Below are 13,392 nucleotides of genomic sequence, written 5' to 3'. Positions count from 1 at the left end.
GCTGCGGTTCTACCATCGCGTCGCCTCGCCGGGTGCTGCCGGCTCGACGGCCAGCGCATGCAGGCCGGCATCGAGCTCCGGCTTCAGCAGTTCGGTGATCGCCCGGTGGCGCGCCAGCCGCGACAGGCCGGCAAATTTTGCCGAAACGATCCTCACCCGCATGTGGGTTTCGCCGGTGCCTGTGATATCGGGCTGGTGGCCGGCATGCAGGTGGCTTTCGTCGATGACGCTCAGGCGTTCGGGGGCGAAGGCTTCGACAAGTTTCTCTTCGATGCGGGTCCTGAGAGTCATCATCCGGTCTTGCTGTTGCGCGAAAGGGGTTCCCACCAAGCCAGCAACATTCCCATTTGTCAATTCTTGTTGTCGCCTTCCGACAGCCCCATAATTAGCGCCGCCATGAGACTTGATTCCAAATATTTCGATCGCATCCGAACACGCCGCAAACGCGAGCAGGAGACAGAGCAGGCGCCGCCTACCTGTCAATGGGACGGCTGCGACAAGAAAGGTTCGCATCGCGCTCCCGTCGGACGCAATGCGGAAGGCCAGTTCTTTTTGTTCTGCTTCGAGCACGTCAAGGAATACAACAAGGGCTACAACTATTTCTCCGGTCTGTCGGACGGCGAGATCGCGCGATACCAGAAAGAGGCGATCACCGGCCACCGGCCGACATGGACGGTCGGCGTCAACAAATCGGCGAAGGACAGTCCGCTGCATTCGGAAGTCCGCTCCGGCGCCTATACGCGGGTTCGCGATCCCTTCGGCTTCGTCAAGGAAGGCGGCAAGGGCAGCGGCCCGCGGTTTCCCCAGGCGCGCAAGCTGAAATCGCTGGAAAGCAAGGCCTTCGATACGATGGGACTGCATGCCAATGCGACGTCGGCGGAGATCAAGAGCCGCTACAAGGAACTGGTCAAGAAGCACCATCCGGATGCCAATGGCGGCGACCGCGGCTCGGAGGAGCGTTTCCGCGCCGTCATCCAGGCCTATCAATTGTTGAAGCAGAACGGTTTTTGTTAATTCCCGTCCTTGCTCTTAGGCTTCAATCGGGTATGGTCCAAATCGGCTGAGGCCGCAGGCAAACGCGGCTCCTATTTGCGTGTTTACCCATCGCCTCCGCCGACCTTCCGGACGCGGCGTTTCTTGTCCGGGACTCTTTCAAGAATGCTCGCAAGCGGTCATCATCCCGCCGAGGTTTCGTTTCAGTCCCGGAGAAGTATCGCCGACGTTCCGACCTGGACGGGCGCGGATAAAATCGCGGCGTCACGGTTGCGACATGGCCTGAGACAGTATGGCCGGGTGGCATCACCCGCCTTGGAGACATGATGAGCAAGATCGACCTGGATATATCTGAACTGCCCGATACCACCGTTTCGGTCCGCGAGACCTTTGGCATCGATTCGGACATCCGCGTTCCCGCCTACAGCAAGGGCGACGCCTATGTGCCGGACCTCGATCCCGACTATCTGTTCGACCGCGACACCACGCTCGCCATTCTCGCAGGCTTTGCCCATAACCGACGCGTGATGATCTCCGGCTATCACGGCACCGGCAAGTCCTCGCATATCGAACAGGTGGCGGCACGACTCAACTGGCCTTGCGTGCGCATCAACCTCGACAGCCATGTCAGCCGTATCGATCTCGTCGGCAAGGACGCGATCGTCGTCAAGGACGGGCTGCAGGTCACCGAATTCAAGGACGGCATCCTGCCCTGGGCCTATCAGCACAATGTCGCCCTCGTCTTCGACGAATATGATGCCGGTCGTCCCGATGTGATGTTCGTCATCCAGCGCGTGCTCGAATCCTCCGGCCGCCTGACGCTGCTCGACCAGAGCCGCGTCATCCGGCCGCACCCGGCTTTCCGCCTGTTTGCGACCGCCAATACGATCGGCCTCGGTGACACCACCGGCCTTTATCACGGCACGCAGCAGATCAACCAGGCGCAGATGGACCGCTGGTCGATCGTCACGACGCTGAACTACCTGCCGCATGATCACGAAGTGAATATCGTCGCCGCCAAGGTGAAGAGCTTCGGCAAGGACAGGGAAGGCCGCGAGATCGTGTCGAAGATGGTGCGTGTCGCGGATCTGACCCGCGCCGCCTTCATGAACGGCGACCTGTCGACCGTCATGAGCCCGCGCACGGTCATTACCTGGGCCGAGAACGCCGAGATCTTCGGCGATCTCGCCTTCGCCTTCCGCACCACCTTCCTCAACAAGTGCGACGAGCTGGAGCGGCCGCTGGTTGCCGAGCACTATCAGCGCGCCTTCGGCGTCGAGCTGAAGGAAAGTGCCGCCAACATCGTTCTCGGAGCCTGAGACCGACCGATCATGGCAGCTCGCGGTGACAATTCGAAAGCAAAGCCCGGCGCGCCCGTCGATGTCGAGCCGTTGCGCCGGGCGATATCCGGCTGCGTGCGCTCGGTCGCCGGCGACGGCGATGTCGAGGTAACCTTCGCCAACGAACGGCCGGGAATGACCGGCGAGCGCATCCGCCTGCCGGAGCTTTCCAAGCGGCCGACGGCGCATGAGCTGGCGGTCACCCGCGGGCTCGGTGATTCCATGGCGCTGCGGCTTGCCTGCCATGACGAGAAGGTGCATGCGACGATGGCGCCGCAGGGCTCGGACGCCCGGGTGATCTTCGACGCGGTCGAGCAGGCGCGCGTCGAATCGATCGGCGCGCTGCGCATGGAGGGCATGGCGTCGAACCTGCGCTCCATGACGGAGGAGAAATACTCCAAGGCGAATTTCACCGGCATCGAGCGCCAGGAAGACGCACCGATCGGCGAAGCCGTCGCGATGATGGTGCGCGAGAAGCTGACCGGCCAGCGCCCGCCGGCCTCCGCCGGCAAGGTGCTCGACCTCTGGCGCGGCTTCATCGAGGACAAGGCGGGCTCCGAGCTCGACAACCTGTCGGGCGCGATCAACGACCAGCAGGCCTTCGCCAAGGTCATCCGCAACATGCTGTCGGCCATGGAGATGGCCGAGGAATACGGCGACGACGACAGCCAAGCCGACAATGACGATCAGTCGGAGCAGGAAGACCAGCCGAGCGGCGACGAGCAGGATCAGGACGAGGTCGACGAGGATGCCGGCACCGATGCCGCCCCGGTCGAGGACAGTGAAGTCGCCGACGAACAGATGGAGGACGGCGAGACCGAAGGCGCCGAAATCTCCGACGACGACATGATGGAAGAGGGCGAGGACGATTCGGAAACGCCGGGCGAGACCCGGCGCCCGAACACGCCATTCGCCGATTTCAACGAGAAGGTCGATTATCACGTCTATACCGAAGAGTTCGACGAGATCATCACCGCCGAGGAGCTCTGCGACGCCGCTGAGCTGGAGCGCCTGCGCGCCTTCCTCGACAAGCAGCTGGCGCATCTGCAGGGTGCCGTCGGCCGCCTCGCCAACCGGCTGCAGCGCCGCCTGATGGCGCAGCAGAACCGCTCCTGGGATTTCGACCTGGAGGAAGGTTATCTCGATCCGGCCCGGCTGCAGCGCATCATCATCGATCCGATGCAGGCGCTCTCCTTCAAGATGGAGCGCGACACGCAGTTCCGCGATACGGTCGTCACCCTGCTCATCGACAATTCCGGCTCGATGCGCGGCCGGCCGATCACGGTCGCCGCCACCTGCGCCGACATTCTGGCCCGCACGCTGGAGCGCTGCGGCGTCAAAGTCGAGATCCTCGGCTTCACGACAAAGGCCTGGAAGGGCGGGCAGGCGCGTGAAACCTGGCTTGCCGGCGGCAAGCCGCAGACGCCGGGCCGCCTCAACGACCTGCGCCACATCGTCTACAAATCGGCAGATGCGCCGTGGCGGCGGGCGCGCGCCAATCTCGGGCTGATGATGCGCGAGGGCCTGCTGAAGGAAAATATCGACGGCGAGGCGCTGATCTGGGCGCATAACCGTCTGCTTGCGCGCCGCGAACAGCGCCGCATCCTGATGATGATCTCGGACGGGGCGCCGGTGGACGATTCGACGCTGTCGGTCAATCCCGGCAATTATCTGGAGCGGCACTTGCGCGCCGTCATCGAGCGGATCGAGACCCGTTCACCGGTGGAATTGCTGGCGATCGGTATCGGTCACGACGTGACGCGCTACTACCGCCGGGCCGTGACGATCGTCGATGCCGACGAGCTTGCCGGCGCGATGACCGAGCAGCTTGCCTCGCTTTTCGAAGATCAATCCGCCCAGCCGCGCGGCGGCCGGCTGCGCCGTGCCGGCTGACGCCGCTTCAGGGAAATGTGCGGAATGACAGGCAAGCGCCTCTGCCTTGCGGCGTCGATCGCTCTTTGCATCGCAACAGGCGCTAGCCCCTCATGGGCGGGTGGCGAGGTGCCGGTCATTAGCCGGCAAATATCAGATTTCAGGATCGGCTTTTCGGAGACGAAATTCGGACCGCTGGAATTTCTCGGCGGGCTGGAGATGGTTTCCGGCAAGGCGCTGTTCGGCTCGCTTTCCTCCATCCGTTTTCGGCCGGACCAGAAGCATTTCGTGGTCGTGCTCGATACCGGCCAGTGGCTGACCGGCAGCATCGAGCGCGATGCCAAGGGCAAGCTCTCGGGCCTTTCGGATATCGAGATCACCCCGATGAAGAACCGTGCAGGCCTGAGTTTGGAAGGCAAGGGATATATGGATGCCGAGGGCCTGGCGCTCGACGGCGACCGGATCCTGGTCTCCTTCGAGCAGGATCATCGGGTCGATATCTATCCCGGCCCGGGCTTTGCCGAATCGCGGGCGATCGGCACCCTTCCGCTCCTTATTCCGCGCAAGATGCTGAAGGACAATCGCGGCATCGAGACGATTGCTGTTGCGCCGGCATCGAGCCCGCTCAAGGGCGGTGTGGTTGTCGTCTCGGAGCGCGGCCTCGACAGCGAGGGCAACCGGGTGGCGGCGATTCTCAGCGGGCCGCTGAAAGGGCGTTTTGCGGTGGCGCGGGACGGGAGTTTCGACGTCACCGACGGGACCTTCCTGCCGAACGGCGACCTGCTGCTGCTGGAACGCCGCTTCAACATGGCCGAGGGCATCGGCATGCGCCTTCGCCGCATCAAGGGCGCCGATATCAGGCCGGGGGCCGTGGTCGAGGGCGAATTGCTGCTCGAAGGCAATTTCAATTCGCAAATCGACAATATGGAAGGTCTCGATGCTTTTCAGGCGGCCGACGGCACGACCCATATCGTTCTGGTGTCGGATGACAACCATTCCATTCTGCAGCGTAATCTGATGCTGGAATTCCGGCTCGCCGAAGAGCCGCAATTGCTCGGATCGTCAGATTGACGTCACATGCCTCGGTTATCCCGCTGGCGGTATCGCAGAAGCGGCGGTTTTCGGAGGAAAATCATGGTGCATATTCATGTGATGGGTGCGTCCGGTTCCGGCACGACGTCGCTCGGCCGTGCGCTTTGCGAAAAGCTGGATATCGCCCATCTCGACACCGACGATTTCTTCTGGCTGCCGACCGATCCGCCATTCACGACACCGCGGGATGCCGGCGAGCGCATAAGGCTGCTGCTCGAGGAGACGCGGCGGCCCGGCGGCTGGGTTCTTTCCGGATCGGCGCTGAAATGGGGGAGGCCGCTCGAGCCGCTCTACGATCTGATCGTGTTCCTGAGGATCGAACCGGAGCTTCGAATGGCGCGAATCCGTGCGCGCGAGGCGGCTCGATACGGAAACAGGATCGGGCCTGGCGGCGACATGGAAGCCAAAAGCGGAGAATTCCTGGAATGGGCGGCAAGTTATGATACGGCCGGTCCGGAACGCCGCAGTCTTGCAGCGCATGAGCAATGGCTGGAGACGCAGACAGCGTCCGTCCTCAGGCTCGATTCATCGCGGGAACTAGATGATCTGGCTGCGGAGGTACTGCTGCACCCCGCCATCGCCGCCGGTGCGGTCCGGCGGCGTCGGTGACTTCTCCGCCGAGTTCAGTTGGCGCGGGCGGGCTGCATCGGCCGCAACACGTTCATCAGCGCGCCATAGGGCAGCAGCATGACCAGGCCGACGATCATCTTGACGGCGAAATCGCCGATCGCCCAGGAAATCCAGCGCGGCGCCTCGGCAGCGAAAGCGCCAAGGATGGGAGCCGCCTCCAGCGCAAAAGGCTCGTTCGGGCCGAGGAAGACGAAAAACGCGGCAAAGGAAAGCGAAAAGAACATCACCGTATCGAGCGCTGAGCCGATCAGCGAGCCGATGAGCGGCGCGCGCCACCAGGCCTGGCGGCGAAGGCGGTTGAAGACGGCGATATCGAGCAGCTGCCCGGCGAGATAGGCCGAGCCGGAGGCAATGGCGATACGCGGCGCCGAGGTGAAAAAAGAGAGCGTCACGCCGACGACGAAGCCGGCAAAGACCACTTTGCGGGCTGCCTGCGGGCCGAACTGGCGGTTGGTCAGATCGGTGATCAGGAAGGCGACCGGATAGGAAAAGGCGCCCCAGGTCAGGATGTCAGCGAGGTTGATGCCGGCGACTTCGGCGTTCAGCGGAAACTGAACGAGGAAGTTGGAGGCGACGATGACAAGCGTCATCAGCGCGACATAGGCAATAGTATAGCGGGTCTTCAGCATTTTTTTATCCTGGGTGATGCCACCAGTTGGAGAGACGATCCGGCAAAGCAAAAGGCTTGTCCGGTTTCACCCGTTCAAGCCTTTGAAGCCTTATGCAAGAAGGGCGGAAGCTTAGGCAGCAACAGCCGCTTCGGCAGTCTTCTTGACGATCTGGCGGCGCAGCAGACGTGCGCGCATCGACAGTTCGTTTTCGCTGGCCTTCAGCAGGAAAGCATCGAGGCCGCCACGATGCTCGACGGAACGAAGAGCAGCAGCCGAAACGCGAAGACGATAACGCTGGTTGAGAGCGTCGGAAATCAGCGTTACCTGGCACAGGTTCGGCAGGAACCGGCGCTTGGTCTTGTTGTTGGCATGGCTGACATTGTTACCAGTCAGGACGGCCTTGCCGGTCAATTCGCACACGCGGGACATGGAACACCTATTCTTGTTTTTCTCGGGCCATCGAATTGCCATCCCCGGCAAAACCGGGCTCGCAATCCAACAGGCATGATTGGAAAGTTGCGGTTCTATAGTCAGAGAGCCTGCTCGCGTCAAGCCAAACCTTGGCCTTTCCCGCAATTCTGTCAAAAAGCTGCTGTTTTCTTCCCGGCATGGCGGGCGTATAGAGCGTTCCGGCAAGGGCTGCCGCGCGCGGCAAGACAAGGCTTCACACATGGCTCATTCGGGCAGACGCATTTTCATTTCGGCCATCGCCGCGCTTCTTGCCATACCGGCATCGGCGGCCGAGATCCAGCACCGAACGGTATACCGGGTGACGCTTGCCGGCTTGCCGATCGCGCGTGCCGCGTTCCTGACGCAGATCGAGGACGATCACAGCTATACGATCGCCGGCGATATCAAATCCGCCGGCCTTGCCGATCTGGTCACGACCATCTCGGCAAAGACCAGCGTCAGCGGCGTCGTCCGTAACGACCGGCTGCAGGCGCTGAAATATTCGCTCTACTACAAGAAGGGCAAGAGAGCCCGCGTCTACGAGGTCAGCTATCGCAACGGTGATATCATCTCGGCGACGACGACCCCGCAGCCGAAGCGGCCGAAGAACTGGATCGACGTTACGCCGCGCGACATGCGCTCGGTGCTCGACCCGATCTCCGGCCTGGTCTTCACCGGTGACACCAAGGTCTGCTCGCAGACGCTGCCGATCTTCGATGGCGAGACGCGCATGGATCTGGTGCTCTCGCCGAAGGGCGACAAGGATTTTTCGACCGACGGCTTCAAGGGCAAGGCGGTTGTCTGCGGCGTGCGCTTCGTGCCGCGCTCGGGCTACAAGAAGGGCCGCAAGGATATCGACTATCTGAGCAAGAGCGACCGCATGGAAATCTGGTTTGCCAAGTCGGACGCGGCAAATGTATATGCTCCCGTCTATGTGCGCATTCCAACCGAATATGGGATGGTGACGATCACTGCCGTCAAATACGGCAGCGTCAGCTGACGGAGCTTTCGTCTCCGTGAAGGGGGACAGGTGAAGCTTCGCGCGACGTTGATCGGCTTTGCGGCCATTCTGATGTGGTCGTTCCTGGCGGTGTTTACGGCAGCCTCCGGCAAGATGCCGCCGTTCCAGCTTTCGGCCATCTGCTTTGCGATCGGCAGCGTCCCCGGCCTCGTCGTGCTTATTCTCAACCCGTCGCGGCTGACGCTGCTGAAGCAGCCGGCAAAGGTCTGGCTGACCGGCATTGCCGGGCTCTTCGGCTACCATTTCCTCTATTTCACCGCGCTCAGGAACGCGCCGGCGGTGGAAGCGGGGCTGATCGCCTATCTCTGGCCGCTGCTGATCGTCGTCGGCTCGGCGCTGCTGCCGGGCGAACGGCTGCGCTGGTATCACGTGGCGGGCGCGCTGGCCGGGCTTTGCGGCACCTTCCTGATCGTCGGCCGCAACGGCATCGATTTCGACGGCGCCTATGCCGTGGGTTATGGCGCCGCCTTCCTCTGCGCCTTCACCTGGTCGGGCTATTCGCTGTTGACGCGCCGCTTCGAGGCGGTCTCCACCGACGTCGTCACCGGTTTCTGCCTTGCGACCTCAATCCTGTCGTTCTTCTGCCATCTCGGCCTCGAGGCGACCGTCTGGCCGGCAACGGGCTTCGAATGGATCGCCGTCATCGGGCTCGGGCTTTTGCCGGTCGGCGCTGCCTTCTACGCCTGGGATTACGGCGTCAAGAACGGCGATATCCAGATCCTCGGCGCGGCAAGTTATGCAGCACCGCTGCTTTCGACGCTGATCCTGACGCTGTTCGGATTTGCCGAGCCGAGCTGGCGGATCGCGCTCGCCTGCCTGCTCGTCACCGGCGGGGCGGTGCTGGCCGCCCAGGAGATGTTCCGTCGCAAGTCCCGGCCGCGGCGGAATAGGTCTTAGAGCCTTTCCTGGTTAGATTGAAGCATTCTGTTGGCTCAAACGGAGTCGGATGGTCGACCGGCCGGCGCGCGTCGTAGCCCGGCTCTACGGCCAAGCCGGCCGGTCGATCAGCCGGCCCGTTTCAGCCAACCCTCCAGCAGATTTGCTAGGCAAATCTGCAAGACTCAAAAGCGCCGGACGCACTGATCGCTTCGCCGCGGCGAAGCGGTGCGGCCGGTGGGCCGGGCATGTTTCCGCCAGGATCAGAGGCGATCGGCTCGGACGTACCTTGGGGTATGCCCATCGCCAATCGCCTCTGCCCTGACGAAAACCTGCTCCGGCAGAATGCTTCAATCTAATCAGGAAAGGCTCTAACCGCCGGGCGTCCAGCCGGGCGGGGCCATTTCGAAGCTTGAAAATACGAAACCGGGCGAAACGGTGCAGCCGACCAGGGTGAAATCGCCAAGGCTTTCGGCCGATTGGCACCAATTGGCGGGAATGATTGCCTGCGGCCGCTCGCCTGCGATCAGATTCGGTCCGAGCGTCAGGGTCTCGCTTGCCGCCCCGTCCTGCGAACGGTGCAGCGCCAGCGGCGCGCCGGCGTAGTAATGCCAGATTTCGGCGGCGTCGTGGACGCGATGCCAGTGCGAGCGCTGCCCGCTGGTCAGGAGGTAATAGATCGCGGTGGAATGTCCGCGCTCTCCGCCCGCCGTATCGCGGAATGTCTCGACGTACCAGCCGCCTTCCGGATGCGGCTGCATGCCAAGTTGCCGGACGATGTCCTCGGGCGACATCAGAAATTGTCCTTGCGCTTGCGGATCTCGGCGAAGACTTCCTCGTTCGTCTTGCCTTCCATGATCAGGTTGCGGCGGATCGCCGGATCGCCGGCGCGCAGGAAAGGATTGGTTTCCTTTTCCAGTCCCAGCGTCGTCGGGATGGTGAACTTGCCCTCGGCGCGCAAGGCTTCGATCTCGGCGGCGCGGCTCTTCAGGCGTTCATTGTCGGGATCGACCGTCAGTGCGAAGCGGGCGTTGGAGAGTGTATATTCGTGGCCGAAATAGATGGCCGTCTCGTCGGGCAGCACGGCAAGTTTCTGCAGCGAGTGCCACATGTCGGCCGCGGGGCGTTCGAACAGGCGGCCGCAGCCGAGAGCAAACAGCGTGTCGGCGGCAAAAAGCAGCTTGTCGTCGACGAAGTGATAGCAGATGTGGCCGGCGGTGTGGCCCGGCGTCTCGATCACGTTGACCGTGTGGTTGCCGAAGAGGAACCTGTCGCCATCCGCCATCGTCCGGTCGAGGCCGGGAATGGCGACGGCCTCGTTGATCGGGCCGATGATTTCACAGCCGAACTGCTCCTTCAGCGCCAGATTGGCGGCAACGTGATCGGTGTGATGATGGGTGGTGAAGATATGCGTGATCTTCCAGCCGCGCCGTGTCGCCGCTTCCAGCATCGGCGCCTCCTCCGGCGCGTCGATCGCCGCGGTAAGTCCCGTCTCCGGATCGTGCACGAGAACGCCGAAATTATCGGTGCGGCAGAGAAAAACGGCTAATTCCAAAGGTTTCATCGTTCAATAATCCTTTGTCCTGCGAGTCTCGCGGGAATGTAGAGGTTCCGGCCTTGAAGTCCAACCGCCCGCTGATAACATTTGTCGCAATGCACGCCGATATCGTCGACCTACGTCAGTTCTATCATTCCGACCTCGGGCGTTTTGCCGAGCAGTCGATCGCCATGGCGCTGGCCTCGCTCTGGGTGCGCCTGCCGCAGGAGCGTCTGGTCGGTCTCGGTTATGCCGTGCCCTTCCTCGATCGGTTCCAGGCCGACACCGAGCGCACCTTTGCCTTCATGCCGGCCGGGCAGGGCGCGGTGAACTGGCCGATGGGCTCGCTGTCGTCGACGACGCTGATTTTCGATGAGGAACTGCCGCTGCCCGATTCCTCGATCGACCGGGTGTTGATGGTGCATTCGCTGGAATTTGCCGAAAGCCCGCGCGAGACGCTGAAGGAACTCTGGCGGGTGCTGGCACCGGGCGGACGGCTTGTCATCGTCGTGCCGAACCGGCGCGGCGTCTGGGCCCGCATGGAGCATACGCCTTTCGGTTCGGGCCGGCCCTATTCGCGCGGTCAGCTGACGCATCTGCTGCGCGAGACGAATTTCACGCCTGGCGCGACGGCCGAAGCGCTGTTCTTTCCGCCCTCGAAACTCAGGACCATCCTGCGGCTTCGCCGCGCCTTCGAGCGGATCGGCCGGACGCTGTGGCCGGCCTTTTCGGGCGTCATCATCGTCGAGGCGCAGAAGCGGCTCTACCAGGGACTGCCGGTGGCGGCACGCGCCTCCCGCCGCGTCTTCGTGCCGGTGCTCGCACCGCACGGCGTGCCGACGACTCGCAACCGGTGACCCCCGGCTCTCGACAACAACCGCATTCCGCTTTAATGCCACTGGGTCATTTTCCGGAAAATCCAAGGTCGACCCATGAGCGTTGAGATCAGCAAGCCCGTTCCGCGTCCCGGTATTCTCGATATCGCATCCTATGTGCCGGGCAAGGAACATGCGCCGGGTGTTGCCCGCGTCTACAAGCTCTCTTCCAACGAAACGCCGCTCGGCGCCAGCCCGAAAGCGATCGAGGCGGTCAAGGCCGCTGCCGACAATCTCGGACGTTATCCCGACGGGCAGGCGATCGAACTGCGCGAGGCGATCGCCGCCGTGCACGGCCTCAATCCGGCAAACATCCTCTGCGGCAATGGTTCGGACGAACTGCTCGGCCTGCTCTGCCATGTCTATCTCGGCGCCGGCGACGAGGGCATCATCACCGAGCACGGCTTCCTGGTCTATAAGATCCAGATCATGGGCACGGGTGCCACGCCCGTCGTCGTTAGGGAAAAGGACTATACCGTCGATGTCGACGCGATCCTTGCCGCGGTGACGGAAAGGACGAAGATCGTCTTCATCGCCAATCCCGGCAATCCGACCGGCACCTATGTTCCGGTCAGCGAAATCCGCCGCCTGCAGGCGGGCCTGCCGAAACACGTCGTCCTCGTGCTCGATGCGGCTTACGCCGAATATGTGCGCCGCAACGACTACGAAGCCGGCATCGAGGTCGTGTCTTCCAGCTCCAACGTGGTGATGACCCGCACCTTTTCGAAGGCCTACGGTCTGGCGGCGCTGCGCGTCGGCTGGATGTATGCGCCGGCCGAGATCGTCGACGCGGTGAACCGCGTCCGTGCGCCGTTCAACCTGAATGCGGCGGCGATCGCTGCCGGTGCCGCGGCCATCCGTGACCAGGCCTTCGTCCAGCAGGCCGTCTCCTACAACCAGATGTGGGTGGAAACGCTGACGGAGGCGTTGGAAGCGATCGGGCTGAAAGTCACGCCTTCGGTCGCCAATTTCGTCCTCATCCATTTCCCCGAGATCGACGGCAAGCATGCCGCCGATGCGGACGAACTTCTGACGAGCCGCGGTTACATCCTGCGCGCCGTGCGCAGCTACGGCTTTTCCAATGCGCTGCGCATGAGCATCGGTCCTGAAGAGGCCAATCGCGGCGTCATTGCAGCACTCCGCGAGTTCATGGGACGTCAGGCATGAGCGTGCTGTTTGACCGAATCGCGCTGATCGGCATCGGCCTGATCGGATCTTCGCTCGCCCACGACATTCGCCGGCTCGGGCTGACGAAGGAGATCGTCGTCGCCACACGCAGCGCCGATACGCTGAAGCGTGCGGAGGAGCTTGGCCTCGGCGATCGCTATACGACCTCTTCGGCAGAGGCCGTCAAGCATGCCGACCTCATCATCGTTTCGGTGCCGGTCGGCGCTTCGGAAAGCGTGGCCAAGGAAATCGCCGGCAACCTTAAGCCCGGCGCAATCGTCACCGATGTCGGCTCGACCAAGGCGTCCGTCATCGCGCAGATGCAGCCGCATATGCCTGAGAATGTGCATTTCATCCCCGGCCACCCGCTGGCCGGCACGGAAAAATCCGGTCCCGATGCCGGCTTCCCCGGCCTTTTTGAAGGCCGCTGGTGCATCTTCACGCCGGTCGCGAGTACCGACGAGACGGCGCTGAAGCGGCTGCGCGGCTTTTGGGAGGCGCTCGGCTCGAAGGTCGACGAGATGGATGCGGAACACCATGACAAGGTGCTCGCGATCGTTTCGCACCTGCCGCATATCATCGCCTACAACATCGTCGGCACCGCCGACGATCTGGAGACGGTGACGGAATCGGAAGTCATCAAATATTCCGCTTCCGGCTTTCGCGATTTCACCCGTCTCGCCGCCTCCGACCCGACCATGTGGCGCGACGTCTGCCTGCATAATCGCGATGCGATCCTCGAAATGCTGGCGCGCTTCTCGGAAGATCTCGCCTATCTGCAGCGGGCGATCCGCTGGGGTGAGGGCGACAAGATTTTCGAACTCTTCACCCGCACGCGCGCCATCCGCCGCTCGATCGTCCAGGCCGGCCAGGATGTCGACGCACCGGATTTCGGCCGCCCTCACCCGCTGGACAAGAAGTAACCGCG

General features: G+C 62.8%; 15 protein-coding genes. 10 read left to right on the top strand and 5 right to left on the bottom strand.

From position 1 onward, the window contains the following. Positions 1-9: 9 nt before the first annotated feature. The gene (locus CO655_RS00170; protein ID WP_020922420.1) at positions 10-294 is read right to left on the bottom strand and encodes a BolA family transcriptional regulator; all 285 of its coding nucleotides are present in this window, start codon (positions 292-294) and stop codon (positions 10-12) included. Between the two features lie 102 nt (positions 295-396). Here CO655_RS00170 and CO655_RS00165 point away from each other — a divergent pair, with 102 nt between their 5' ends. The 5 genes from CO655_RS00165 to CO655_RS00145 all read left to right on the top strand — a co-directional run bounded on the left by CO655_RS00165 (position 397) and on the right by CO655_RS00145 (position 5,906). Beyond that, positions 397-1,014 (top strand): J domain-containing protein, encoded by a 618-nt coding sequence (locus CO655_RS00165; RefSeq protein WP_064686344.1) that lies wholly within the window; start codon positions 397-399, stop codon positions 1,012-1,014. A 305-nt stretch (positions 1,015-1,319) separates the two neighbouring features. After that, positions 1,320-2,312 carry a cobaltochelatase subunit CobS gene (cobS, locus tag CO655_RS00160; protein WP_010030065.1) on the top strand — a complete coding sequence of 331 codons (993 nt, stop codon included), beginning with the start codon at positions 1,320-1,322 and terminating at the stop codon, positions 2,310-2,312. Positions 2,313-2,324: 12 nt separating this feature from the next. Continuing rightward, positions 2,325-4,226: a cobaltochelatase subunit CobT gene (gene cobT, locus CO655_RS00155; protein ID WP_064686343.1), complete on the top strand. Its 1,902-nt coding sequence runs from the start codon at positions 2,325-2,327 to the stop codon at positions 4,224-4,226. Positions 4,227-4,250: 24 nt separating this feature from the next. Further along, positions 4,251-5,276, top strand: coding sequence for an esterase-like activity of phytase family protein (locus tag CO655_RS00150; protein WP_097663455.1), 1,026 nt, complete (start codon positions 4,251-4,253; stop codon positions 5,274-5,276). A 63-nt stretch (positions 5,277-5,339) separates the two neighbouring features. After that, complete coding sequence (locus tag CO655_RS00145; RefSeq protein ID WP_097608884.1) at positions 5,340-5,906, top strand: AAA family ATPase; 567 nt, start codon at positions 5,340-5,342, stop codon at positions 5,904-5,906. A gap of 14 nt (positions 5,907-5,920) precedes the next feature. Here CO655_RS00145 and CO655_RS00140 read toward each other — a convergent pair whose 3' ends face one another. Both CO655_RS00140 and rpmB read right to left on the bottom strand, forming a co-directional pair. Next, the gene (locus tag CO655_RS00140) at positions 5,921-6,556 is read right to left on the bottom strand and encodes a queuosine precursor transporter (protein ID WP_097663454.1); all 636 of its coding nucleotides are present in this window, start codon (positions 6,554-6,556) and stop codon (positions 5,921-5,923) included. 111 nt (positions 6,557-6,667) lie between these two features. Then, on the bottom strand, positions 6,668-6,967 hold the full coding sequence (gene rpmB / locus CO655_RS00135; RefSeq protein WP_004679586.1) for a 50S ribosomal protein L28: 300 nt from the start codon (positions 6,965-6,967) through the stop codon (positions 6,668-6,670). A 241-nt stretch (positions 6,968-7,208) separates the two neighbouring features. Between rpmB and CO655_RS00130 the strand changes: the two genes are divergently transcribed. Then, complete coding sequence (locus CO655_RS00130) at positions 7,209-7,988, top strand: DUF3108 domain-containing protein (protein WP_097663453.1); 780 nt, start codon at positions 7,209-7,211, stop codon at positions 7,986-7,988. A gap of 30 nt (positions 7,989-8,018) precedes the next feature. Continuing rightward, entirely contained in the window at positions 8,019-8,906 is an 888-nt protein-coding gene (locus CO655_RS00125) for an EamA family transporter (protein ID WP_097663452.1), read from the top strand. Positions 8,907-9,256: 350 nt separating this feature from the next. Here CO655_RS00125 and CO655_RS00110 read toward each other — a convergent pair whose 3' ends face one another. Both CO655_RS00110 and gloB read right to left on the bottom strand, forming a co-directional pair. Next, on the bottom strand, positions 9,257-9,679 hold the full coding sequence (locus CO655_RS00110; protein ID WP_097663451.1) for a cupin domain-containing protein: 423 nt from the start codon (positions 9,677-9,679) through the stop codon (positions 9,257-9,259). Next, positions 9,679-10,449, bottom strand: a complete 771-nt coding sequence (gene gloB / locus CO655_RS00105; RefSeq protein ID WP_097663450.1) for a hydroxyacylglutathione hydrolase — start codon at positions 10,447-10,449, stop codon at positions 9,679-9,681. The genes CO655_RS00110 and gloB overlap by 1 nt, the downstream gene beginning before the upstream one ends. 53 nt (positions 10,450-10,502) lie before the next feature. Between gloB and CO655_RS00100 the strand changes: the two genes are divergently transcribed. The 3 genes from CO655_RS00100 (at position 10,503) to CO655_RS00090 (ending at position 13,387) form a co-directional block, all read left to right on the top strand. Beyond that, positions 10,503-11,279, top strand: coding sequence for a class I SAM-dependent methyltransferase (locus tag CO655_RS00100; RefSeq protein WP_097608878.1), 777 nt, complete (start codon positions 10,503-10,505; stop codon positions 11,277-11,279). Positions 11,280-11,354: 75 nt separating this feature from the next. After that, positions 11,355-12,464 (top strand): histidinol-phosphate transaminase, encoded by a 1,110-nt coding sequence (gene hisC / locus CO655_RS00095; protein WP_097663449.1) that lies wholly within the window; start codon positions 11,355-11,357, stop codon positions 12,462-12,464. Then, on the top strand, positions 12,461-13,387 hold the full coding sequence (locus CO655_RS00090) for a prephenate/arogenate dehydrogenase family protein (RefSeq protein WP_097663448.1): 927 nt from the start codon (positions 12,461-12,463) through the stop codon (positions 13,385-13,387). Before hisC ends, CO655_RS00090 begins: the two co-directional genes overlap by 4 nt. The last annotated feature ends 5 nt before the right edge of the window (positions 13,388-13,392 follow it).

The organism is Rhizobium sp. M1 (assembly GCF_002531805.1).
Lineage (GTDB): Bacteria > Pseudomonadota > Alphaproteobacteria > Rhizobiales > Rhizobiaceae > Rhizobium > Rhizobium etli_C.
This window is presented reverse-complemented; position numbering and strand designations above follow the sequence as displayed.

Excerpts from the sequence above, each read along its gene's own strand:
- CO655_RS00170 (WP_020922420.1), bottom strand. The coding sequence starts at position 294 with ATGATGACTCTCAGGACCCGCATCGAAGAGAAACTTGTCGAAGCCTTC.
- CO655_RS00165 (WP_064686344.1), top strand. The coding sequence starts at position 397 with ATGAGACTTGATTCCAAATATTTCGATCGCATCCGAACACGCCGCAAA.
- cobS (WP_010030065.1), top strand. The coding sequence starts at position 1,320 with ATGAGCAAGATCGACCTGGATATATCTGAACTGCCCGATACCACCGTT.
- cobT (WP_064686343.1), top strand. The coding sequence starts at position 2,325 with ATGGCAGCTCGCGGTGACAATTCGAAAGCAAAGCCCGGCGCGCCCGTC.
- CO655_RS00150 (WP_097663455.1), top strand. The coding sequence starts at position 4,251 with ATGACAGGCAAGCGCCTCTGCCTTGCGGCGTCGATCGCTCTTTGCATC.
- CO655_RS00145 (WP_097608884.1), top strand. The coding sequence starts at position 5,340 with ATGGTGCATATTCATGTGATGGGTGCGTCCGGTTCCGGCACGACGTCG.
- CO655_RS00140 (WP_097663454.1), bottom strand. The coding sequence starts at position 6,556 with ATGCTGAAGACCCGCTATACTATTGCCTATGTCGCGCTGATGACGCTT.
- rpmB (WP_004679586.1), bottom strand. The coding sequence starts at position 6,967 with ATGTCCCGCGTGTGCGAATTGACCGGCAAGGCCGTCCTGACTGGTAAC.
- CO655_RS00130 (WP_097663453.1), top strand. The coding sequence starts at position 7,209 with ATGGCTCATTCGGGCAGACGCATTTTCATTTCGGCCATCGCCGCGCTT.
- CO655_RS00110 (WP_097663451.1), bottom strand. The coding sequence starts at position 9,679 with ATGTCGCCCGAGGACATCGTCCGGCAACTTGGCATGCAGCCGCATCCG.
- gloB (WP_097663450.1), bottom strand. The coding sequence starts at position 10,449 with ATGAAACCTTTGGAATTAGCCGTTTTTCTCTGCCGCACCGATAATTTC.
- hisC (WP_097663449.1), top strand. The coding sequence starts at position 11,355 with ATGAGCGTTGAGATCAGCAAGCCCGTTCCGCGTCCCGGTATTCTCGAT.
- CO655_RS00090 (WP_097663448.1), top strand. The coding sequence starts at position 12,461 with ATGAGCGTGCTGTTTGACCGAATCGCGCTGATCGGCATCGGCCTGATC.